At 57.5% G+C, this 22,747-nt stretch carries 18 protein-coding genes; 7 read left to right on the top strand and 11 right to left on the bottom strand.

The annotated features are described in order from the left end of the window. Nucleotides 1-543: 543 nt before the first annotated feature. Entirely contained in the window at nucleotides 544-1,638 is a 1,095-nt protein-coding gene (locus C7445_RS00005; RefSeq protein ID WP_243834841.1) for a YheC/YheD family endospore coat-associated protein, read from the bottom strand. 152 nt (nucleotides 1,639-1,790) lie between these two features. After that, nucleotides 1,791-2,144: a preQ(1) synthase gene (gene queF / locus C7445_RS00010; protein WP_134158020.1), complete on the bottom strand. Its 354-nt coding sequence runs from the start codon at nucleotides 2,142-2,144 to the stop codon at nucleotides 1,791-1,793. Between the two features lie 116 nt (nucleotides 2,145-2,260). Here queF and C7445_RS00015 point away from each other — a divergent pair, with 116 nt between their 5' ends. Next, nucleotides 2,261-3,676 carry an RsmB/NOP family class I SAM-dependent RNA methyltransferase gene (locus C7445_RS00015; protein WP_134158021.1) on the top strand — a complete coding sequence of 472 codons (1,416 nt, stop codon included), beginning with the start codon at nucleotides 2,261-2,263 and terminating at the stop codon, nucleotides 3,674-3,676. A gap of 64 nt (nucleotides 3,677-3,740) precedes the next feature. After that, nucleotides 3,741-4,691, top strand: a complete 951-nt coding sequence (locus tag C7445_RS00020; RefSeq protein WP_166668910.1) for a malate dehydrogenase — start codon at nucleotides 3,741-3,743, stop codon at nucleotides 4,689-4,691. Here C7445_RS00020 and C7445_RS00025 read toward each other — a convergent pair. Next, nucleotides 4,676-5,533 carry a 3-hydroxyacyl-CoA dehydrogenase family protein gene (locus C7445_RS00025; RefSeq protein ID WP_134158023.1) on the bottom strand — a complete coding sequence of 286 codons (858 nt, stop codon included), beginning with the start codon at nucleotides 5,531-5,533 and terminating at the stop codon, nucleotides 4,676-4,678. The genes C7445_RS00020 and C7445_RS00025 overlap by 16 nt on opposite strands. A 162-nt stretch (nucleotides 5,534-5,695) precedes the next feature. Here C7445_RS00025 and C7445_RS14875 point away from each other — a divergent pair, with 162 nt between their 5' ends. Next, on the top strand, nucleotides 5,696-5,824 hold the full coding sequence (locus C7445_RS14875) for a hypothetical protein (protein ID WP_279586198.1): 129 nt from the start codon (nucleotides 5,696-5,698) through the stop codon (nucleotides 5,822-5,824). Nucleotides 5,825-5,826: 2 nt separating this feature from the next. Here the strand turns inward: C7445_RS14875 and C7445_RS00030 are convergent, their stop codons facing one another. The 5 genes from C7445_RS00030 to C7445_RS00050 all read right to left on the bottom strand — a co-directional run bounded on the left by C7445_RS00030 (nucleotide 5,827) and on the right by C7445_RS00050 (nucleotide 9,828). Beyond that, on the bottom strand, nucleotides 5,827-6,600 hold the full coding sequence (locus tag C7445_RS00030; protein ID WP_134158024.1) for an SDR family oxidoreductase: 774 nt from the start codon (nucleotides 6,598-6,600) through the stop codon (nucleotides 5,827-5,829). Between the two features lie 58 nt (nucleotides 6,601-6,658). Then, nucleotides 6,659-6,955, bottom strand: coding sequence for a hypothetical protein (locus C7445_RS00035; protein WP_134158025.1), 297 nt, complete (start codon nucleotides 6,953-6,955; stop codon nucleotides 6,659-6,661). Between the two features lie 106 nt (nucleotides 6,956-7,061). Next, nucleotides 7,062-7,616, bottom strand: coding sequence for a peptidylprolyl isomerase (locus C7445_RS00040; protein WP_134158026.1), 555 nt, complete (start codon nucleotides 7,614-7,616; stop codon nucleotides 7,062-7,064). 69 nt (nucleotides 7,617-7,685) lie between these two features. Then, the gene (locus C7445_RS00045) at nucleotides 7,686-9,041 is read right to left on the bottom strand and encodes an MFS transporter (protein ID WP_243834842.1); all 1,356 of its coding nucleotides are present in this window, start codon (nucleotides 9,039-9,041) and stop codon (nucleotides 7,686-7,688) included. Between the two features lie 16 nt (nucleotides 9,042-9,057). Beyond that, a complete protein-coding gene (locus tag C7445_RS00050; protein WP_134158027.1) occupies nucleotides 9,058-9,828 on the bottom strand; it encodes a PIG-L deacetylase family protein in 771 nt (256 codons plus the stop codon). 168 nt (nucleotides 9,829-9,996) lie between these two features. Here C7445_RS00050 and C7445_RS00055 point away from each other — a divergent pair, with 168 nt between their 5' ends. Next, complete coding sequence (locus C7445_RS00055) at nucleotides 9,997-10,944, top strand: aldo/keto reductase family protein (RefSeq protein WP_134158028.1); 948 nt, start codon at nucleotides 9,997-9,999, stop codon at nucleotides 10,942-10,944. Between the two features lie 38 nt (nucleotides 10,945-10,982). Further along, on the top strand, nucleotides 10,983-12,206 hold the full coding sequence (locus tag C7445_RS00060) for a molybdopterin molybdotransferase MoeA (RefSeq protein ID WP_134158029.1): 1,224 nt from the start codon (nucleotides 10,983-10,985) through the stop codon (nucleotides 12,204-12,206). Here C7445_RS00060 and C7445_RS00065 read toward each other — a convergent pair. After that, on the bottom strand, nucleotides 12,181-13,032 hold the full coding sequence (locus C7445_RS00065; protein WP_166668911.1) for a YheC/YheD family protein: 852 nt from the start codon (nucleotides 13,030-13,032) through the stop codon (nucleotides 12,181-12,183). The genes C7445_RS00060 and C7445_RS00065 overlap by 26 nt on opposite strands. 168 nt (nucleotides 13,033-13,200) lie before the next feature. Between C7445_RS00065 and galU the strand changes: the two genes are divergently transcribed. Further along, nucleotides 13,201-14,091 (top strand): UTP--glucose-1-phosphate uridylyltransferase GalU, encoded by an 891-nt coding sequence (gene galU, locus C7445_RS00070; RefSeq protein WP_424922973.1) that lies wholly within the window; start codon nucleotides 13,201-13,203, stop codon nucleotides 14,089-14,091. A gap of 316 nt (nucleotides 14,092-14,407) precedes the next feature. After that, the gene (locus C7445_RS00075; RefSeq protein WP_134158032.1) at nucleotides 14,408-15,340 is read left to right on the top strand and encodes a C40 family peptidase; all 933 of its coding nucleotides are present in this window, start codon (nucleotides 14,408-14,410) and stop codon (nucleotides 15,338-15,340) included. A gap of 52 nt (nucleotides 15,341-15,392) precedes the next feature. Here the strand turns inward: C7445_RS00075 and addA are convergent, their stop codons facing one another. Further along, nucleotides 15,393-19,103 (bottom strand): helicase-exonuclease AddAB subunit AddA, encoded by a 3,711-nt coding sequence (gene addA / locus C7445_RS00080; protein ID WP_134158033.1) that lies wholly within the window; start codon nucleotides 19,101-19,103, stop codon nucleotides 15,393-15,395. After that, nucleotides 19,103-22,672 (bottom strand): PD-(D/E)XK nuclease family protein, encoded by a 3,570-nt coding sequence (locus C7445_RS00085; RefSeq protein ID WP_134158034.1) that lies wholly within the window; start codon nucleotides 22,670-22,672, stop codon nucleotides 19,103-19,105. Before C7445_RS00085 ends, addA begins: the two co-directional genes overlap by 1 nt. Between the last annotated feature and the right edge of the window lie 75 nt (nucleotides 22,673-22,747).

Genomic DNA, 22,747 nt, shown 5'->3' on the forward strand with positions numbered 1-22,747 from the left:
AAACTCTCAATGAAATCTCACTATCCCGCATACGCGAGACAGATAAACTGGCGTGGTGTGTGTTTAGTTTTCAAGGAGCGACACTGCCGTTCGAGGCAGCCCAATCAATATATCACAGCTTACACTTCATCGTCAATCGGTAAGTTTTGCATCGCTCACTCGCTGGCGAGAAACAGCTTCTTACCGACTGTGCTGCTTGGCGTCGCAAACTGCGCCGTCCGAAGCGGCATCGACTACTATACTACGCGAGATTGCGGCTGTCTAGTGTATTTTTATGGATAACCATGACTGCCGTGAATTATACATCCTAATCTATCGCGCGCGCTGTTGACACCCATTTCGAGACTATGCACCGCATGTGCGCGCTGTATTTGCGCGTGATGCTGCGACATGCTTTATCACTCCATAACGGAACACCTCCATCCTGCTTCAGATCGAAACAGCCAGGAGAAAGGCAGGCTTCCCCTGGCTGAATGTTCCGTTATGCTCAAAAGACAAGTTCGCTCCCCTGCCTTGGAAATGTCGGCCCCATTTGCGATCAACCTACTTCGCTAAAAACTTGGCAAATCCCGCTTGGTAGTCTGCCAATTTGGCCAGCATAGGGCCGTCCAAGAGCGATCGCGCTGGCTTGGGGTTCATCTCAATCATCTTGACGGATCCATCCTCTTCAACGGCCATATCAAAACCCACCAATGCAGTAGTCGGGTAGCGTCTTGAAAGCGCCCGTGCAATGGCCCGCGCTCGGGTTTCCAAAGCCTCCAAGGGTATGGTCTTCCCATCTGCTTCCGCCATTTGTACAAGCCGACTCATGGGTACCCGCTCCCCGCCAGCGATGATGTTTGTCACCACGCCGTCCGGAGCCGCCACTTTGGGAACCATGCCAACGAGTTGCCACTCCCCGTGCTCATCGCGGTGCAATACAACCCGAAAGTCGACTTTGCGACCACCAACTGTCAGAAGCTGCAAACCGCGCTGTAGTAGATAGCCTCCCACGCGCGGCCGCAGCCATGTGCGAAGCTGTGCATCCGACATCACCTTGCGCCATTTTCCACCATGTGAGCCGCGCCGATCCGCGCTTACCCTGTACCGATCCGCGTGCAATCGTTCGATCCGGTAGACATTCATACCTCCGTAACCGCCGATGGGCTTGACGTAGGCAGTTTGCCACTCGTTTACACGGTGAATCACTTGCTCGCTGGAGGCGATGCGCTCCGTTTCCGGTGTCGCGTCGCTCATACCCGCTTGGCGCAATACCGAAATCATCTTCCATTTCCCCGGCAGCATGGGGTTAAATAGCGGAATCTGATGCCGTTTCGCCTGTTCTCGAAGCGTCGCTGAATACCCTCGGATCGCAAGGTGTACGTACACGTTTTCGTATATAACATCAGGCAGCCGCATCGTCCGCTTGACCCAGTTCCCTTCCGGCACCTGTGGGCGTTCCGGCATGTATCCACTCACGCTTCCGGTCTGCCAATTCACGTGGTGCGGGTCGAACAAACATACATCCATACCCATTCGTGCCGCGGCGCGGGCAATGCGCACATAGTGCGGCGCAGGACGCCGGATGCCACCGCGAACACTCGGTAACGATGTCGTCGCAATCCCTAACAGTTTTCGTTTGTTCCCTTCCTCAGCCACGCCCACCACCTCACTCGTTCCCTCACCATGATATGTGGCGAAGCAGTGTCTGACTGTGCGCTTGTGACGTCCTGCGGTTCCTACAAAGAAAAAAGCGCGACCCACCAACTGGCGACGTACCAGTCGGCGCGATCGCGCCCCATCAAGCCCCATCACTTCGTATATTCAACCGTTACCTTTGTGTGAATACCCCCGCGAATGGTAAAATCGCCAACGACTTTGGCTGATCGGGGCTCGGCCGCAGCAACAAAGTCGTTTAGGATGCGATTGACGCAATCCTCATGGTAACTGGCCTCGTTGCGATAGCTCCACAAGTAAAGCTTGAGGGACTTGAGTTCCACCAGCTTCTCATGTGGTTGGTATTCGATATAGATGGTCGCGAAGTCGGGTTGCCCCGTCATCGGGCAGAGCGTCGTGAACTCGGCGGTCTCCATCTCGACCGTATAGACGCGATCCGGATGCGGATTCGGTACCGTCACCAGCGTCTTATTGGGTTGATTCAACATGCCATGTCACCTCTACAAAGATAGCGCCATAAGCGCCGGAATATGCGCAGGTCCCGTATCACTATACCGCCTCTGCCGATTGTGGACAACCTGCCATAGCGAAAGGAGATTCGCGGATGGCTAATCGAAATGAATACACAGAGTTGCCAAAAGCATTTTGTGCACTCATGCAGAACTGGCTTGGAACCGAAGCCACCTCGCTGTTCGAGGCGCTTGCATCGCCACCGACGCGCGGCCTTCGCCTATCTGGATGCAAGGCCATGCCTCTGCATATACCCAGCTTGCTGGTGCCCCATCTCAACGCCTCCATTCCCTGGACACCAGACGGATATTACATCGATGTCGATGCAGCACTTGGCAAGACGGTTCTACATGAGGCGGGAGCTTACTACCTGCAGGAGCCGTCGGCAATGGCCATCGCTCTCGCGGTTGCTCCCCAAACAGGCGAGCGCATTCTCGATCTGTGTGCAGCGCCCGGTGGCAAAACCACCCACCTCGCGTCCTTGCTTTCGCGCGCGGGCGGCGGGCGACTTGTAGCAAACGAATTCCATCCAACGCGCGTGCGCGCACTTGCCGAAAATATCGAACGCGTCGGTGCACGAGCCGCCATCGTCAACGAATCGCCGGATCGATTGGCAACAGCGTGGCCATCTGCGTTCGACGCGGTGCTCGTGGACGCCCCCTGCTCTGGCGAAGGCATGTTTCGCAAGGACCCACAAGCCGCAAACCAGTGGCAGGCTGACAGTCCGGATCGCTGCCAAATGCGGCAACAAGAAATTTTGATCAGCGCCATAAAGCTGCTCAAACCCGGAGGACGCCTCGTCTACTCGACTTGTACATTCAATCCCTTGGAAAACGAACGAATCGTTGCGTGGCTGTTGGACTCCTTTCCACTGTCCATCGATCCGCTTCCCGAATGGCCTGGATGGAGTTCTGGGCGTCCGGAATGGGCCTTCGATCGCCCCGAACTCTTGGGCACTCGCCGCCTCTGGCCGCATCTCGCACGCGGCGAAGGACACTTCGTCGCCCGTCTGCGCTTGGCGGAAGACGCTCTGCCCATGCAGACAACCCGCGTCCGAGCAGTTCGGCCAACGAAGAACCGGCGCGACTGGTCCGCTTGGCTGAGCTCCACCGTGGCCGATCCGCCGTCCACCTTTGTCCAGCCGCGCATACAAAAGGACATGATATTTAGCGATGAATTAGGGGACTTGCCGACAGACGGCTTACGCGTCCTGCGACCAGGCTGCCCACTCGCAACGTGGAAAACCGATCAGTTCTCTCCCCACCACGCGCTATCGCGTGCCTTGCCAGCCAACGCGTTTCCATCCTCGATAGAACTTGACGAAGCAGAGGCTATGGCCTATCTGCGTGGGGAAGCACTCGACAACCCGAAAGATCTGCGCGGATTTGTCCACCTGGCGTATGCCGGATACGGCCTTGGCTTTGCCAAAGGCGCCCCCGGGCGACTAAACAACCTGTATCCGAAAGGATTGCGATCCGCCCATCTAGAGCCGTTGGAGCGCCCGCATTAAGAACGGTTTGCTTAAGCCCCCCGTACGATGAGGTCGTAAGCGATGGGAATCGAGGTGGGCGGTGTTGGCAAACGAGGTGAAAGTAGCCGTTTTCGGTGCGGGCGGCACCGGTGGCGCGATTGCGGAACTGCTTTTGTACGACAATTTTGGCGAGATCGCCCTCATCGATGTGAATGGCGCACTGGCGGAAGGCAAGGCGCTCGATATCGGCCAAGCCGGCGTTTTGACAGGCCGTGACAGCCGCATTTACGGCGGTAACGATCCCGCCATCTGCACAGGTGCACAGATTGTTGTGATCACAGCAGGCATCGGTCGGCGACCGGGTCTCGCCCGAGAGGAACTGTTGGCGACGAACGCGCAGATTGTGAGGGAGATTTGCGAGGAGATCAAACAACGAGCGCCGGACGCGTTCGTGATTGTGCTGACCAATCCGGCAGATATTCTTGCCCGGACAGCTTGGGAAGCTACCGGATTTCCCGCGAATCGAGTGATGGCTCAAGGCGGGATTCTCGATAGCGCCCGTCTGGCGACCTGGATAGCGGCGTTGTGTGATGTCAGCCAGCGCGACGTGCGCGCGATGGTTCTTGGCGGACACGGTGATCACATGCTCCCCGTTCGCCAATTCGCATCCATTCATGGCATACCCGCCACTCTTTTGATGTCCGACGAGCTTTGGCAAACGGCCGTCGAACACACTCGGTATGGCGGTGGTGAAATTCTGTCCAAGTTTGCCACGCACGGCGCTGCGGTCACCCCCGCACACGCGGTCGTGGCGATGATTCATGCGCTTCTTTCGCCAGTCCCGCAAGTACTTCCCGTATCGGTGCGCAGCGAGGGAGCGTATGGCCTGCCAGAGGACGTATTCATTGGACTGCCTGTCAAACTGTCCCACAAAGGCGTCGAAGCCGTGCTTGAACTGCCTCTCGACGAGGATGACATAACGCAACTGCATCGCTCCGCTGCCGTCCTTGACAACGCATTTCAAACATGGCGAAACCGTCAATCTTCGTCGTAATGGTAGAAGCCCTCGCCCGTCTTACGGCCCAGCTTCCCAGACCGAACCAATTGGCGAAGCAACCGCGGCGGGCGATATTTCGGATCTCCTGTTTCGCGCAAAAGCGTTTCGGTGATGGTCAACAGCGCGTCAAGTCCCATCTTATCGGCCAACGCGAGCGGCCCTATCGGGTGATTCGCACCCAACCGCATCGCGGTATCGATATCCTCCGCAGTCGCCAGTCCTTCTTGGAGCATAAAGATGGCCTCATTGACCATCGGCACGAGAATGCGATTGACGACGAACGGCGGAACATCCTGGACGACGATGGGCGTCTTGTCGATCCGCCTGCACAGGGCAACCGCGACCTCAAACGTCTCATAACTCGTCTCGTACCCGCGCGCAATTTCGACTAAGCCAACCGTCGAGACGGGATGAAAGAAATGCATTCCGATAAAGCGATCCGGGCGCAACGTCGCCTGGGCCAATTCCGTGATGGACAATCCCGAAGTACCCGTGACAAAGACAGTGCGCTGGGGGCATATCCCATCGAGCTGTGTGAAGACCGTCCGCTTCGTCTCGAGGTCTTCCGGTACCGCCTCGAAGACGACGTCCACCTCGTCCATTCCGTCGAGACGGGATAGCGTGCGAATGCGGTGCAGCACCCCTTCCATTTCGTCTTGCATCAAGCGCGCGTTTCTTGCTTGCGAAGCCACGCGCTGGCCAATTTGAAACATGGCCGTTTCGACGACGTTCGGATCCACGTCGTACAGCCGCACTTGCAATCCGCTTACGGCACAGGTCATGGCAATCCCCCGCCCAACTGCTCCTGCACCGACGATCCCGACAGTGTGAACCTCCACGGACAGCCCTCCTCCGGTCACTATTATGTCACAAATGAAGGCTTGAGAGTGAAGTTTTTGATTCGTAATTCCGCATAGCAAAACAGCACTTGGAAAACATTCATATACAGTACCAAATTGCCTGCACCAAGCAGGCGGCAAAGGAACAAGGAGGGATAGCGCATGCGGGATAGCACTTTGTATCTGCTCCTGGCTGCCGCATTCGCCGTATATTTGACATGGCGTCTGAGTTCGTCTCTGCGCAAAACGTTGCACCAACGCAGGAAATTACGCGAAGAACAGGAAACGTAACATTACGATGTACGCTTAGGAAACGAGTCTTTCGCCACGATCTCGCGGGCGCCGGTCACCTCGAGAACCGTTCCGTTCACTTCCTGACTGTCCTCGCGCAGGAACCATTCCACTGCGCGTGCAACATCCTCGCCGACCGGCGGCCGCAGCCCTTCCTCCGTTCGCTCGGCAGCGACATCTTCAATCATCCGCATCTTGTCCTCCCCGCGAATGTCGCCGGGGCAGACCATGTTTGCCGTAATTCCGTATGTGCGCTCTTCGCGCGCGATCGATCGCGTGAGTGCAGCCAAACCCGACTTGGCAGCGGCGTATGCCGCCCGGTACCGCCATCCACGGGCTTCGCCAGCACCCTCGTAGCCCACCGTGACAAACCGACCAAACCCACGCGCTCGCATGTCGTGGACAACTTCCCTGTACAGCCAAAAGAAGTTGGTCAGGTTCCCGTGCATCATGCGCTGCCACATCTCTTCGTCGTAGTCGGCCAATGGTTTGCGCTCGAAGACAAAGGGCCCGAAGTTGTGAACGAGTGCATCGATACAAGAAAATTGTCGTTTAGCTTGCGCGAGCGCAGCCAGTACGGATTCCCGATCAAATAAATCACAAGAAATCGCAAGGGCACCGTGCCCCATTGCCTCGACATCCGCCGCGAGGCGCAGAGCTTCTTCTTGGCTTTTGCCGTATGTAAAAGCCACGTCCCAGCCAGCCCTTGCCAGCCTGCGCACCATGGCGTGTCCAAGCCCTTTACCTGCAGATGTGATAAACGCAGTTTTCGCCAAATCTTGTCCTCCTTTTGAGCAAACCTGTGTAAAGCAAGAGCCGGGCGAAGCACCCGGCTCACCACCAGTAGGGTCCCCACCACGGGGCCAAAGCCCAGGCAGCCGCCCACGGAATGAAGAAAAATGGCCAGATCCACCAAGCAGATTGCGCATCCAATTCACCTGCGCCCTGATTTAGTGTCTGCACATTCGCCTCATCCGCAGCGGCAGCAAGGCGACCACCTTGGCGATACGTTTGCAAATACAAACCGCGATCATCGATGTGATGCAGAATGCCGCGGTGTACTCCATATGCGGTATGCACCACAACCGGACGGCCAATGTGCTGCATCGCAAGCGCCCGAAGGTTTGCCATGTCCATTCCTCCTCGCACGTTTGCTGTACCTTACGCGCAACAACGAGCAAAGGCATGGACTAATTGGCAAGGCTGATGCGGAATCGAGGTTCACCTTCACCTTGATTCAGGCACTGTATTCAATGATTTCGATCCGCTTGATATGCACAGGATCCACCGGACGGCTGACCTCACCCATATCGCTCCGTTCCACCGGCTGTGATGCAATGTCCATGACAGTATCCATGCCGGCGCTGATGCGGCCAAATACGGAGTAATACGGCGACCGATTGAGGTTCTTGCTCATGTCGCCGGTACAAATAAAAAACTGTGATCCGTTTGTGTTCGGGCCTGCGTTGGCCATGGCAACGACGCCAGGTTCATAGGACAACACGGGCGGTAATTCATCGCGAAAACGGTAACCCGGGCCACCCCGCCCTGTCCCTGTCGGATCTCCACCCTGAATCATGAATTCTTTGATCACGCGGTGAAAGATCACGCCGTCATAATAGCCGTCGCGGGCAAGAAAGACAAAGTTGTTCACCGTGAGCGGCGCCTTGTTCGCCAACAACTCGATGGTGAATTCACCCTTGTCCGTATGGACAACCGCTTCATAGCGGCTTCCTTCGTTCAATTGAAAATCTGGGGCTTTGTCATATTGTTTCTGTGGCAACCTGGACACCTCGCATAGTGGCCGTGATCGGCCGAAGTCTATGCACAGCTTAACACAGACAACATTTACCGCCCAAGTTCACGTCGGAACCGACGGTGTGCGGGCGGTTTCCACAGCCCGCCCTTTCATGCGAATATACAAAAGCATGAGGACGAACGCTGCTAGCAAAAATACAAGCGGTACAAGTCCAAGCAGAATCCGAAAGCCAAGAATGGTACCAGCAACTTGAACAGGCGCGCCTGACCGGTAACCACTGAGGGCAAAAAAGATCGCCATTACCGCATATTGCAGCGACATGCCAAGGCGCACGACGCATCCATTCACACCCAGATACATACCCTCGCGCCGCCTGCCCGTGCGCAGTGCATCAATGTCAATCACTTCAGCCAGCAGGACGTTCAACAGAACCATAAATCCTGCAATGGGAACGCCGAGCGCCAAACCCGTGCAAAGTAAAGACACTGGACTGCGATCCACCAGCAACAACAGTTCGACGAAGGCATAGAGCACAATGGAAAGGCAGAGCGATCGCGCTGAAGAAAAGCGCACCGCTGCACGGGCCCAGATGAACGAAAGAGGCATGGCGACAATAAAAATGCCGCCGAGGAACAACGAATTTTGCATGGGGGTCAAGCGGATGACATAGGTCGTGTAAAACGAAGAGGTACTGGTAAACAACGTCGTCGTGAATTGGACCAAGAAACTGGCGGCGACGTACAACAGAAAATGGCGATTGCGGAACGTGGAAGACAACGCCTCCCCCCAGCCGAACGGCCTTTCACGCCTCTCCTTGCGCTCAAAGCTGCCATACAGGGACACATACATGCTCAGCAGTCCAATGGCCCCGAATACGAGTCCCATCGTACGCCAACCCAGCGACTGACCGAGCGACTTTGCGAGCGCCACACCGGCGATGAGGCCGATGATGCCAAACAATTGCTGGAGCGCCGAGACATATGCGCGATCGCGCTGACTTACAAACATTTCCGGGTACAAGGCACCCGCGTTCAAAGCTGTAAAGGTAAAACTCAGATCAAAAGCGAGCGTCATCGCAAAAAAGTAACACAAGAGCCCCGCGTGCCCGAGCGATGGAGGCGAGAAGAGAAGCACAAACGATAAGGCAAACGGCAGTGAACACAGGGCAATATAAGGGATTCTCCTGCCCCAGCGCGTGTTCGTTCGATCGCTGATGTGTCCGGCAAGCAAGTTAAAAAGCGCGTTCAAGACGCCATACGCAATCATGCCGGTCGAGATGGCAACAGCTGATACATGCAAGTTGGTGACGTAAAAATAGACCGCCACGGCGTTGAACGCCTGCCAGAGCATGTTGATGGCAACCTGGTTTGCCGCATAGGCGATACGTTTGCTTGGCGGCACCTGTGAAGACGTATGACCAGATGGACTGGCCCCCATCCTTGCCTGTGGTGCTTGCATAGCCCCACCCCCAAAATCACATGTGAAGTGCCGCAGGGAAAAAGTGCAACTGGCGCGGTGACAACACTTTAAACGCCTCCGCAAAGCCTTCTGACAAAGGTTCTGCTACCCCTTGTGCCATTTGCATAGCGCCGTAGTACTGCTTGGCCTGATGCTCGAAATACTGGACGAGCAGGGGCCACTCGTCGTTGGCGAACTGACTTTTGTGAGCCAGTATCGAGGCGAGCTTGGCATCCCAAAAGTCTGTGACATCGACATACGTGTTTGGATAGGCGCTCGCGTAGAACGCAATCATGGGCACGGTGCATGGCTGGCCACAGTCCGGTTTAATCAAGCTGTTGGCAGCTAGCACCGCAGCCGCGACTGCGCGGCCGACTTTTTGATGATCAGGATGTGCCTCATACGGCGCCCACGGATCCACCGTCATCACCAGTTCGGGCTCTACATCGCGAAGTATGGGGATCAACGCAGACATCACTTCGTATTCCGAATAACTACCCAAATCTTCGAAAGACAACTCATAGTGGTGCGATACACCGACAATTTCCCCGGCTGATCGCAGTTCTGCCTGCCGAATGCGAACCCTTTCGTCCGCGGACACAGTCTGATCCGAGCCGCCATAGCGGCCATCGGTCACGGTCACGTAGCAGACTTGACACCCATTTGCCGCCAACCGCGTCAAGGTGCCTCCTGCCCCCACCTCGTTGTCGTCCGGATGCGGCTGAACGCATAATACGGATTTAACATCAGTAAGCGGTTTCAAACCCAAGATGCGCAGGATCTCCACTTGTGCCCCCTCCTCTTCGTGTCTCATTCTATTTCTGTCTGGCCTGCTTGCATTCCTTTGTCCCAGAACTGACAATTCTCGTTCAGCATCCCGCAGCTTAGGCTGTTGATTGTACGAATTTTGTGTATTGGACGAACCAAGGTACAATGGTGGAGGAGGTGTTTCTATATGGAATATCGCAGACTTGGAAAAAGTGGTTTGAAAGTATCCGAAATCGCGCTGGGCAGCTGGCTTACATATGGCACTGTCACCGAAAGGGAACAGGCTGTCGCCTGTGTCAAGCAGGCGTATGAACTTGGCATCAATCATTTTGACTGTGCCAACGTCTATGGAGCGAAACCTCATGCCGCAGAAGAAGTGATGCGCGAAGCCTTAAAGCCATACCCGCGCCAAAGCTACGTGATCACGACGAAAGCGTTTTGGCCCGTCGGTGATGGCCCGAATGATCGCGGACTTAGCCGCAAACATCTCATCGAGCAGGCTGAACAAAGCTTGAAAGCGCTTGGCGTCGATTACGTGGATATCTTCTACTTCCACCGATTCGATCCTGACACGGACCTCGAAGAGACACTACGCGCCATGGACGACCTCATTACACAAGGAAAAGTGTTGTACGCAGGTCTGAGCGAATGGCCAGCCGATAAAATTGCTCTCGGCGTTCAGTTGCAAAAGGAGTTGCGGCTACACAAGTTCGCGGCGAGCCAGCCAATTTACAACATGTTTGAACGCTATATCGAAAAGGCAATTGTTCCGATCTGCGAAAACGCAGGCATTGGGCAAGTCGTCTTCTCCCCGCTCGCGCAGGGCATTTTGACCGGCAAGTATCGCAAGGGTCAGCCGGCCCCGGCGGGATCGCGCTTGGCGACACCTGGCGTCAATCAGTTCATGCGTGTTGACGAAGCGGTGCTCGACAAAGTGGAACGTCTCGTCGCCATCGCCGATCAGGCAGGTATCTCGCTCGCCCAAATGGCCATCGCCTGGACCTTGCGCTTGGAAAACGTTGCGAGCGCGCTCGTTGGTGCAAGCCGGCCGGAGCAGGTCGTGGAAAACGCAAAGGCGGCGGGTGTCAAGCTGTCACAAGACGTAATCGACGCCATCGAAAAGGCACTCGTGTAAGCCGATATGTGGCAGCGCCGATACGGGGAGTGAGGGCCATGAAGATTCTCACGTTTGACGAGGCGTGGATGGCGATTCAATCGCTGTCTGCGCCACTCCCGCCGGAATGGGTGGACGTCTGGAAGGCGACGGCCAGTAAGCGGCGGATCGCCCAGAATGTCGTGTCCGCCATCGATCTGCCGCCGTTTGATCGGGCGATGATGGACGGTTTCGCCATCGCAGCATCCGATTTGGACGCGACCGAACCACTGCGTATAAGCGGGGCTGTGGCCGCTGGCGATCCCGACCCAACCGCGATCGCAAGTGGCGCAGCGGTGCGCGTGCGCACGGGCGCCATGGCGCCAATGGGCGCAGCAGCGGTCGTCCGCCAGGAATGGGCCGATGTGGAGGGTGACGCGATTCGTTTGTTGCAGCGCATCAGGCCGGGCGAATCGATTCAACGTCGAGGCGAAGATGTCGCGGCTGGCGCTCAACTGATTGCGTCAGGCCACCCGCTTGACGGACAGACCATCGCCGTGCTGCGAGCTGCCGGCGTGATGCAGGTACCAGTTTATCGCGCTTGCCGGATCGCCATTCTGGTGACTGGAAACGAACTACGCACTGGCCAAGAATCACTCGGCGTTGGGCAGGTATACGCCGCCAGCGACGCGTTTCTTGCCGCCAGTCTGTCCGAAGTCGGAGCCATCGTGGACGATATCGTCTATCTTCCCGACGATTTCAAGTCCATCTGCGGTGAGATCGAGCGCCGCATTGGCAGAGTCGACTGCGTTCTGCTGACTGGCGGCGCGTCCGTCGGCGACACCGATTACGCTCTGCGCGCCATCTCCTCCGTCGCGGGTGAACATCCCATCGCCATGTCACGCGTCTGGATGCGCCCCGGTTCTCCGCTCATCGTCAGGCGGATCGGCACGACGAACGTGTTCGCGATGTCGGGAAACCCGGCTGCTTGCTTTGTGCAATTTCACAGCCTTGTGTTGCCTGCAATCCGACGCATGATGGGCGATCTCGCCGCACATCCGTTTCCTTATCGGACAACACTTGCAGAGCCGGTACGGTTGAAACCGCTAAAACACGTTCGCGTGCATCGCGCCACCGCGAATTGGCAGGGCGGCGTCCTGACCGCCGTCGCGCAGGCACAGCAATCTTCTGGCAGCATCAGCGGACTGGCCTCGACGAATGCCCTGATCCGCCTCGATGAAGATCGTTACGGAGCAGGTGACACCGTGCCCATATTGTTCACGAGATGCTTTGGCGAGTCGTGACGGCCTTCCGCGCGTCAGGCAGTGGGCCGCAGGATGGTGTGCTGCATTGGCGAGGGCCGTTGCGTCGCCGTGCCTGTTCATATCGGCCCCAGCGATATTGAATGCGCCTGTAATCGGCGAGCCCGTCGATGTTTTTTGCAAACAAGCGATGGCTCGGTCCCGTATTTTCCTCCAGCAGCCAGATTCCCCCTTCCACGTCGATCGCGACATCAAAACCGAGCTCCCGATAGGGTTGATACGTGTCAAAGTGTTTTGCCCATGCGTGTGCGAGTTGAACCAATCGCGACTTCGTGCGCGCTATCTGTTCCTTCGTCCAGCCGGCTTGACGCAAGGCGCGATCGACACTCATCACGGTACCATGACTGAGCGCCACGTTCGTCACGATGCTGCTTGGTCCCGCAATTTTTGCAACCATACCGGAGTACAGCCACTTGCCGCCCGGCCGATCTCGCTGCATCATCACGCGAACGTCCATGGGGCGCCCCTTGACCTGCAGCAGACGGACAGCCTGCTGCACGATGTACACGTTGCCGCCTTGCGAACGTCGAATGTGGACATTTGCCTTATCCAGCGTGGCAAACGCGATCGGCCGGCGCACCGTATGCTGTACGATCACGCGGCCCTGCCGATCGTTCCACACCTTCATCACGCCGCGCCCGCGTGAACCTGCAGCAGGTTTCAAGTACACCGCTCCATAGGCCTGAAGCATAGAAGCAAGCGACTTTTTGCTGTATTTTCGCGTCGTCGGCAAATGTTTACGAGCACTCGCATTCCGTGCGAAGAATCGGTACAACAACCATTTTCCCAATTCAGGTTTGCGTGCCAAGTCACACTCCCGCCCTCTCCTCAACTTCATTCCACTATATGTGAACCCTTGTACTGCGTTCGGGCAGGGTTGGAATGTTTATCCACATGCTGGCGCACCGCCTCAACAATGGCTAAAATATGAAGGACAGGCTTCTTAGCAGTGAATCGTCGCCAGAGGTGAATGAAGATGAAAGTACGCAAGGCGGTTATTCCAGCTGCCGGTTTTGGCACGCGCATGTTGCCGGCAACCAAGGCAGTTCCGAAAGAAATGCTGCCCATTTTAAATAAACCATGTATACAGTACATCGTGGAGGAAGCGGTCTACTCCGGAATTGAAGAGATCTTGATCATCACAGGTCGCGCAAAGAAGGCGATTGAAGACCACTTCGACCGCTCCCCCGAACTTGAACTCCACCTCGAGCAAAGCCGCAAAGCGAGCATGCTCACAGAAGTGCAAGCGATTTCTGACCTCGTGGATATTCACTACACAAGGCAGAAGACGCCGCTTGGGCTTGGGCATGCGATTTTGTGCGCAAAGTCGTTCGTCGGCTCCGAACCGTTTGCCGTCTTGCTCGGCGACGACATCATTCAGTCGGACGAGCCTGTTACGCGCCAATTGCTCTCGCAATACGAGAATGTAGACAGAGCCCTGCTCGGCATTCAACCTGTGCCTGCGTCCGACGTCTCGAAGTACGGCATTATCGAGCCGGTGAAGCGCACGGCCAGCCGGGAGCCGATACCCGTGCGGCGATTGATCGAAAAACCAAGCGAAGCAGAGGCACCTTCCAATTTGGCCGTACTGGGTCGTTATGTCCTGCCGCCCTCGATTTTCGACGCGTTAGAGGAGACACCTCTCGGCCACGGCGGTGAACTCCAGCTCACGGACGCCCTTCAGCGCTTGGCCGCCCTGAACCTCGTCGACGCCTACCAGTTTGAAGGCGTCCGCCACGACATCGGCAATTTGGAGGGCTGGTTGAAAGCGAACCTGGCATTCGGGTTGGAAGACCCGAAACTGGCCGTGTCCATGCGTAACTGGCTGGCTGACGATCGGGTGCAAAGTCGTCTCGCGAGCTTTTAAGGTTTTTTCGGCGCATCGATACACAACAAAACGCGGAGGTTTCGGCAGCCCGTCGATGCTCGCCCGGAGCCGCTTCCTCCGCTTCATCTGTCTTTTCCGGCATCCCCTGTCCTCTTCATCCTGCACGGTTGTGCACAAAACGCGGCCATCCAGTCGCCACGTTGCCTACGACTGTCGCAACCGTGGATACCTATATTCTCCACCACACCCTGATGATTGCCCTGACTGCCCTTACACTGGATCGATTTACATGAAGGTGAAAGCTCCCTCACGCGCGAATGGTATGTCATTCGTTTCGAAAGGGAGAGTCGACAGCATGAGAAAGGGTATCATCGCAGTTGTCACCACCATCGCAACCCTTGCCGCACCTGGAATGGGCGTCGCCTTTGCCGGAACCAGCAGCAGTGCCGCCGCGTACACGGTACAAACAGGAGACACCATGTACAAAATCGCGCTCGCCAAAGATGTGCCGTTGGCCTCTCTGGAACTTGCGAATCCACAAATTCAGAATCCGACATCCATCTACCCTGGAGAAGTGATTGCGCTGCCAACACCCTATGTGGTGGCAAGCGGCGATACACTGTACAAAATCGCGGTTGCGCATGGTATTTCCTTGGCCGCCCTTGAGGCCGCAAACCCGCAAATCACAGACGTCACCAACTTGCAAATTGGACAAACCATTTTCCTGCCGATTCCTGCGAATCACTCGACAACCTTGACATCGACTCCTGCCTCCGCATCGAGCGCTAGTGTCAACGCGGCGCCCGGCGCTGGGTCGTCGACAGTCAGCACGCCGAGCACAGCGGCACAGACCACATCAGGATCCACGTCCTCGACCGCGGTGCTTCGCCAGAATATCTTGAATTTCGCGCAATCGCTCGTCGGCATCCACTATGCTTGGGGTGGCAGTTCGCCGACGACCGGCTTTGACTGCTCGGGTTTCGTGCAGTATGTGTTCGCCCATTTTGACATTTCGTTGCCACGGCAGTCTCACGATCAAGCCACTGTCGGCACGCCAGTCGCCCAGTCCTCGTTACAACCCGGCGACTTGCTGTTTTTCACGGATACCGACTCCTACGCGAGTCAGTATGCGAACCACGTGACACATGTTGGTATCTATATGGGAAACGGCAACATGATTGAGTCGTCATCCGCCAACAACGGCGAAGGCGTTGTCGTTGTCCACAACGTGTTTGCAAACCCGTACTACTCCGCACATTACTACGGTGCGCGCGACGTGATTGGATAAACGAGTCGCAACGACCCCCTGCCACGCCGAGCAGGGGGTTGCAACAGGGTGATTAGTTCCCATCGCGCACGCTGAGCAACCGCTCAAACACCGTTGATAAAGCCATAGGTTGCACGGTCAGCGCTCTGCCTGCGGCGACAAAATACAGGTAAGCCTCGATTTTCTTCTGCGCTGCCAAGGGGGTAAGCGCCGCCACATATGTCGCCACCTGCGCCCGGTACTCGTGTAAAAGCCTCTCCAAATCCGCCTCGCTTTGTACCCTATCCGTCTTATAGTCCACCACAACCCAGCGCTCCGCCTCTTCAAACAGACAATCGATCACGCCCTGCGCCACGACAGGCACCGTCTCACCATCGCCGGCAGGCACATCGATGCGATGGAAGAACGGCTGCTCGCGATACACACACGCCGCTTTGCGCATCCGCAGGCCGAGATCAGAGCGCAGGAATTGAACGACGTCATCGACTTGCAATGCAGATGCAAGGCGGGCGTCGAGCAAGCCCTTCGCGAAAAGCCGATCGCGCTCTTCGGCGACGGCGTCTGCCTCTGCGGCACAGGGCCACGTACAGCGTTGCATGAATGCGTGAAACGCTGTGCCTCGCTCGCGTGGCGAGACGGAGTGCGCGCGCACAAAGGCGGGATCTTCGAGCAGCGATGCGGCAGACCCGGTACCATGCCTGCTGCGGCCTGACAAGGCAGTATGCAAGCGGCGCATGTCTGTCGCCGTCACCTTCGCGTACAGATGGTCAACGCCCCTTACCTGCACTGGACGGATCTGAACGGCTCGCGGCCCACCCTCGCTCGGATGACGACTGGCTGCAAGCCTTGCCTGGATATCGTCAATCGATAGATTGGAAAAGGAAGGATCCGCATGGTTCTCCACCGCACCCATCGCCGCCTCGTCGCCTGCATGAATCGAGACAGACAATGTGGCGCCCTCCGGATCGAACAGATGCCCATCAAACGCGCCTTTCGCCAACGCGCGCAGTGCAGCCCCCGCAGGATGGCGCACCCATGCGGGAACGAGCCAATCCAGATACGATCTCGCCGCAAAAAACCACCCCGCGGTCAGCTGGGGGTTGCCTGGAACATGGGCTTGATACGACTGATGTACCTTCTGTTCCAATTTCTGCGATGTTCCGACCAAGATGAGTTTTTCCTTGGCACGCGTCATCGCGACGTACAGGATTCGTGCTTCTTCCGCCAGAGCTTCGCGCTTATCGGCGTAGGCGGCTGCGATGGAAGCGACGGTACGCCAACGCTGGCCTGTGACAGGATCGAACATGTGGGCGCCAATGCCCGTCGTACGCTCGAGAAGAAGCGGCCCGTTGTGACTGAAGTTGAATTGGCGGCCTAGGTCAAGGACGAATACGCGCGCAAACTCGAGGCCCTTGCTGTGGTGAACGGTCATCACAGAGACTGCGTCGGCGTCCGCTAACAGGGCCGCACCCAAGTCGAGATTGGCTTCCTCCCATGCGCGCCAAACCTCCAGAAAGCCAAACAAATCACCGCGCTCCGTCGCTCTATGCGACGTCGCCAGATCGAGAAGTTTATCGACGTTGGCGCGCCGTATCGTGCCTCGTGTCATGCCGTCGAGGTAAAGAAGATAACCAGTCTCTTCGAGTATGCCTCGCACGAGATCCGCCACTTGCGCACGCGAAGCAAGGGCGCGCCAGCGGCGAATCCGCGCACACGCCGCCACCGCCGCCTGCCGCACCGCGCCAAGCTCTGCGCTGTCCGCGGCCTTGCAGAGTGCATGCCAATACGATCCGCCAGCAACCAGGCGAACCCTGGCCAGCATGACGTCATCCCAGCCCATGAGTGGCGATCTCAGCAGTGCAACCAACGACAACGAGTCTAGAGGATTGTCGATGGCCCGCAACGCAGCAATCAGCCACTGAATCTCGGGCGCATTGAAAAACCCTGTACTCGTATTGGCGTTGGCAGGTATCCCGTACCGCTGCAAGGCGGCCACCACGACGTTCAAGCTCTGCTTACCCGTGCGCAGCAGAATCGCGATGTCACGATAGGCGAGGGCACGGGAGCTTTCGAGCTTGCTGTCGTACACTGCGGACTTCTCCTGCATCCATTGCCAAATCTGTCGCGCCGCCCAGTCCGCCTCGAGCTCCAGCCGCTCCAACGCAACAGTGTCCTCCTGTCCATCGCCTGCCCCTTCCGTGTCGGGTTCACCGGCACCGTCGGGGTCCGGGCTCACCGTGAAAATGTGGCACTCGACGGCCGGCTGCGCCTCTTCCAGCGAAGGGTACGATGCAGACGCGCGCATCTCGGAGCGCTTGTCGTAATCAAAACCCGACGTCGCTTCATGGAACAACTGTCGGAATAAGTAGTTGATCACGGAGACGACTTCTGTACGGCTTCGGTAATTGTCGCGCAAATCGATACAAACGCCGTCTTCGCCGCGGCTGTAACGGCGATACCTGTCCAAGAACAACCCCGGCTCAGCCATTCGAAACCTGTAGATGCTCTGTTTCACGTCGCCGACAGCAAATAGATTGTTCATACCGCTTGTGATGAGATCGACGAGTGCGTCCTGTATCGGACTGGTATCCTGATATTCGTCGACAAACACATGCCGGTACTGCGCGCGTACACGCGCAAGCGCAATGCTGTCTGGCGCGGAAAGGAGGCGGTAACTGAGATGTTCAAGATCTTGAAAGTCGAGCGCCTCACGCTGCTCCTTGCGCTGATCCATCTCTGTAAGCACTGCTTTGGCGAGATCGACCAGCACGTGCACATGGGGCGACAAGCTCGCAAGATCCTGCTTGAGCAGGGATTCCCCACGATAGACAACCGGTGCAATGACCTTGCGCACAACGTCCTTCGCCTGACTGGCATTTTCACGGACCAGATCGGCCTCTGGGCCTTTGTACCTGATTTGCGCAGATGATTGATCGAAAAAACGCAGTATATCCGCGACAGCATCCACGTCGAGCGGCAGCGTTTGCCCGATCTGCAACGCACGCTGCAATGCATCTACGGCATCGGTCGCCCAAGCATGAAACTTGGCCAGTTCCGGCACGCCCGCGGCTGCTTGCTGCGCCACCAGCATGGCGGCCAAGCCACGCTCCAAACCATCGCATAACCACTTTTGAAACCAATCGCCAAACGCGTTGCCGACAAACGTTCCGTCTTCGCGATACATGGCCGCGACCTTGTCGAGCCATGCTTGCGGATGAACCTGGCTGCGCGCCGTGTCACAGAGATCGACCAGCGCTTGCGTGATCTGATCGGCCGCCACGAGCCTCAACGCGACAAGCGCGCGCTGTACCTCGTTTCCCGCTGAACCTGCAAGCGCTGCCTCGACCACGTCGCGAGCCGCCTGCCGAATCATGACGCGCTGTTCGTTTGGATCAAGCAGGTGAACGGTCGGCGAGATGTTGAGAGACAGCGCATTTTGCCGAATGACCTGCAGGCAGAAACTGTGGATGGTCGAGACCTGCGCCTGCCAAAGCGTGTTCAACAGCCGTTCAAAACGACGTGCCCGCGACCGTTCGCCAAGTATCTCAGCCTCTTCGCGCATTTGTTCGAGTCGCTTGGCGATGCGCCCGCGCATTTCATTAGCGGCCGCGTCCGTAAAGGTCACAACCAAAAAATTCTCCATTTCCAAGCTCGGATCTGCCGCCAGCAACGTCGCGATCCGCTCGGTCAACACGGCCGTCTTACCCGAGCCCGCACCAGCCGAAACAATCGCGTTTTGATTGCGCAGGCCAATGGCGCGCGCTTGATCCCCAGACCATTGCATCAGCTTTGAGCCTCCCCTGCATCAAGCACATCGGCAAATGTGCGCTTGTGTAGCACGCGGTAGGAAGCGTGGTGATCCGCATGTTCAAAGTGGCACACCATGCTATACGGGCAATGCGTACAGCCGCTGTCCACATGTTTGACAAAGTATGGCCGCACGCCGATATCCCCAGCCATGATGCGATCCGCAATCCGTTCGACCCACGACCAGACAAACTGCGTGACTCGCTGCCACTGCTCGTCAGACCAGACCTTTGCATCCTTCGTATATTCGCCGTCCTTCTTGAGCACGGCTGAAAACAACGGCGTTGCTCCCCCCGCGTACAATTGCCTGTCCATGGCCACGATCACGTCGTGACTGGCGTGCATGTACCCTTTTGCCCGATACTTAGACAAAATCTGATCGCGCGATAGGCCTTCCGGCGCGTCGGAAATGTCCCAGACCGCCAAGAGTGGCACATAATGTACCCCGGCTGGCTTTGCCACGGTTCCATCCGCCAACTGCCTGCGCACGACTTCGGCATAGGTTAACAGCTGCAGTTGCAGCCCATAAAACACTTTCGTGGCATCGAGTACCGTGTCGGCGTTGGACTTGTAGTCGAGAATGCGAAACCAGCGCACGCCGTCCCGTTCGAATAGATCGACGCGATCGATACGACCGCGCAATTCGACCTCTGTGCCGCCATTTGTCCGCCACGCGAGAGGGGGCCACGCTTCTTCGCCAAGGCCGTACGATCTTTCAAGCCCATATGGCCGAAATGCGCCATCCTGTAACTGCCGCCAAAACATGCGTGCCAACCACCGCACACCGCGCAGCAAATCGGCCATGCGGACGCCGCCGACACGCTCCCTCTGCAAACGCCTGTACTTGGCTCGATGGATTTGCTCCTCGAATACATCGTCCGCCACGCGAATGACATGCTCATCCCAACTCGCGGCCGGCCGTGATGACGCTGTGGCCTCGAGCTCGACCAAACGAGCGATCAACGCTTGTGCGACATCGTGTAGAAACGTTCCGACATCCTGCGGGCGCACGGCAGCAAACGACAACGGCTCAAGCCGCAGCCCATACTGCAAGAAATGCCGTTCGGGGCACGTGGCAAACGTCTCCAGTCGATTGACACTCGTGCGCAACGGCCGTCCAAATAGGCCCTCTGCGACCTCTTGCGGTAGACGTCCATGGCTCAGGCGATGTACCAATCCCCGCAAGCTGTTGCGCAAGACCTGCACACGTTCAGCGTGTTCATCGAAAAAGTAGTCGAGTATGTCCTGAACGATTGCGGAGTCCAGTATCTGATTCCAAGCCATCCCGCGTTGTAGACCCGCAAGCCGCTGCACAAGCAGGTGCAATGCGCGATCCGGACGCAGGATTGGCATCTGTGCATCCTTCATCACACCCGTATCCGGCAGCTGAACGTCGGTCACCGGAACGGCGAGCGCATTGGCGACAAAACGCACATGAACAGCTGCCTCGTGTTCTTTGACTCCCGCGCTGACGGCCCAGCTGATCGTTAGCAACGTGCTTGCGCGCGTGAGCACCTTGTACGGAACGCGCTGCAATACGATGTGCTGTTCGGCCTCGGTGAATCCGAGCGGAACGCCAAACGCCCGCGTGAACATCTCGCGCTCATCGTCGCGCAGAATACCCACGTCGCTCGCTCGCGGCGGCAGGTGGGCATCATCTGCGCCGACCACAAACACGTATGGCTTCGTCCAATGGTCCGCACGGCGATAATCGCAGATCAATACCTGATCAACACTGCTGGGAATCGTGGCAAGTCGCTCACGGCGCAGCGCATCGACCACCAAGCTCAGGACATCGCGCTGGGGCAGGCGAACATCGGGATAGATACCGGCGAGATCGTCCAACAAGGCGATACACTGGTTCCACGCCTGCTCTTCCATGCTGCCTGCGAGCACACTCGCCTGCGCGTCGCCGTTGACGACTGCCGCCGCGACCTTCGCCTTCACGTCACACCCCTCAAACAACTGCCAAATGGCTTTGGCAAAATCCGCCAGGCGCAGTGTTGGCTCGTTGCAGGCGGTGACAAACGGTTGCAACTTGGCCACCAACTGCACACGAATGCGATTGGCAAACTGATCCTCCCTCGTCCCTGCAACCGCGTCGCCATCCACCGCCATTTGCGCGTATGTCCAAGGCGTATCCGAAAACCAAGCCGCACGGCCTGAGACGTCATACATGCGGATGTACAGATCAAACCTGTCTCGCTCGTCCTCAGTCAACCCGCTGTATGGGCTGCGGATCCACGAGGCGACGGCCGCTGCCGACATGTTCGATTGCACGACGGCTATGGCCTTCGTGATGAAATGGCCGAGCGGATGCTCGTCCAAAGTTGGAAAGACGTCGATGGCGTGTGCAACACCAGCCTTCGCCAGTCGTTGCGCGAGGCGTTGTCCGTAGTCGTCCAGCGACGGACAGACGATCGCGATATCGCGCCCACGCGCGTCACCCCGTTCGACCAGCGAGACGATGTCATCGACCACCGCTTGCATCTCCGCCTCTTGGTCAGGCGCACGCCAAATCCGCACACCTTCTGTATGGCCATCAATCCCCTCGGACTGCCCCGCAAGCGCGCGCTCCAATCGTGCCAACCCAGATTTCGCAAAGCGCTTGCCCGGTTCAAACGCCACCGCCTCCCAGGCGATCCCGCGTTCCATGAGGGCAGACACAAGCCGTGCGGCGCTATAGAAATGAGCGAGATCGTGATGCTCATCGTTCACATCGCCGTGCTCGCGCCACCAATCCTGCAACCGCGGCCAATTTGCAGTCGCGTCGCGACTCTTTGCGCAAGCTGCGAGAGCTTCCGCCTGAATCTCGCCCAAAACGACAACCGCCTCTTCGGCCTGTTCGCTCAGTGCCGTGATAAAGCGAAGTTCTTGGGGCGCAATCAAGCTAAAGCCGTCGATGTACAGTCGGCTCGTCCGCAGCCAGGGCACTTCATCCACAACACTGGCGGCATCGGTCAAGGCCAAGGCCGGATCGAACAAATCATGTTGTTGCAAAAGTTCCCGATAGCGCACATAGAGCGTGCAAATGTCGCGCAACTTGCCGAACAGAGAGGCAGCGGCACGGCTGTGGTGGGGGTGATCGATCTCGTCGATGCGCGCCGCAGCCGTCTCAATGGCTCCCTCCAGAGCCTGCAAGTCGACTTCGTAAAGAATCATTTCATCAAACACGGCGAGAATTTGCTCGTATAGCCCTGCTCCTGTCACCGCTCGTTGGAGCGGTCCCAGACGATGGCGCACGTCTTCATAAGCGGCGTGGAGCAAGATATGTCGCCCGACTCGGTTGACCACATGTCCGCCGCGCCCCACGCTCGCGCGTACGCGCTCAGCCAGCCGACGCAACGTGATAACCTCCGGCCGCAACGCAGACTGCATGGATGCCATCAGCATTTGTTCGGCCGCAAACGCCGTCTCGTCTGGAACAACCCATAAAAGCGGGGAACCTATTGGCCGAACCGCGACTTCCTGACGCATCGCTTCGATGACGCCCTGAGACCGACCGCTGCCTGTCGGCCCAAACCACAATTGCACCGATTTCGCCATCTATCGCACCTCTGTTTCCCTGTGCTGCTCCTGCCCATCGTCTCGTGTTTCACTTCGGCAGCAGCCAGCTGGTTC

This window comes from Alicyclobacillus sacchari, from assembly GCF_004366795.1.
Classification (GTDB): Bacteria; Bacillota; Bacilli; order Alicyclobacillales; family Alicyclobacillaceae; genus Alicyclobacillus; species Alicyclobacillus sacchari.

Excerpts from the sequence above, each read along its gene's own strand:
- queF (WP_134158020.1), bottom strand. The coding sequence starts at position 2,144 with ATGTTGAATCAACCCAATAAGACGCTGGTGACGGTACCGAATCCGCAT.
- C7445_RS00085 (WP_134158034.1), bottom strand. The coding sequence starts at position 22,672 with ATGGCGAAATCGGTGCAATTGTGGTTTGGGCCGACAGGCAGCGGTCGG.
- C7445_RS00015 (WP_134158021.1), top strand. The coding sequence starts at position 2,261 with ATGGCTAATCGAAATGAATACACAGAGTTGCCAAAAGCATTTTGTGCA.
- C7445_RS00055 (WP_134158028.1), top strand. The coding sequence starts at position 9,997 with ATGGAATATCGCAGACTTGGAAAAAGTGGTTTGAAAGTATCCGAAATC.
- galU (WP_424922973.1), top strand. The coding sequence starts at position 13,201 with ATGAAAGTACGCAAGGCGGTTATTCCAGCTGCCGGTTTTGGCACGCGC.
- C7445_RS00075 (WP_134158032.1), top strand. The coding sequence starts at position 14,408 with ATGAGAAAGGGTATCATCGCAGTTGTCACCACCATCGCAACCCTTGCC.
- C7445_RS00035 (WP_134158025.1), bottom strand. The coding sequence starts at position 6,955 with ATGGCAAACCTTCGGGCGCTTGCGATGCAGCACATTGGCCGTCCGGTT.
- C7445_RS00060 (WP_134158029.1), top strand. The coding sequence starts at position 10,983 with ATGAAGATTCTCACGTTTGACGAGGCGTGGATGGCGATTCAATCGCTG.
- C7445_RS14875 (WP_279586198.1), top strand. The coding sequence starts at position 5,696 with ATGCGGGATAGCACTTTGTATCTGCTCCTGGCTGCCGCATTCGCCGTA.
- C7445_RS00045 (WP_243834842.1), bottom strand. The coding sequence starts at position 9,041 with ATGCAAGCACCACAGGCAAGGATGGGGGCCAGTCCATCTGGTCATACG.
- addA (WP_134158033.1), bottom strand. The coding sequence starts at position 19,103 with ATGCAATGGTCTGGGGATCAAGCGCGCGCCATTGGCCTGCGCAATCAA.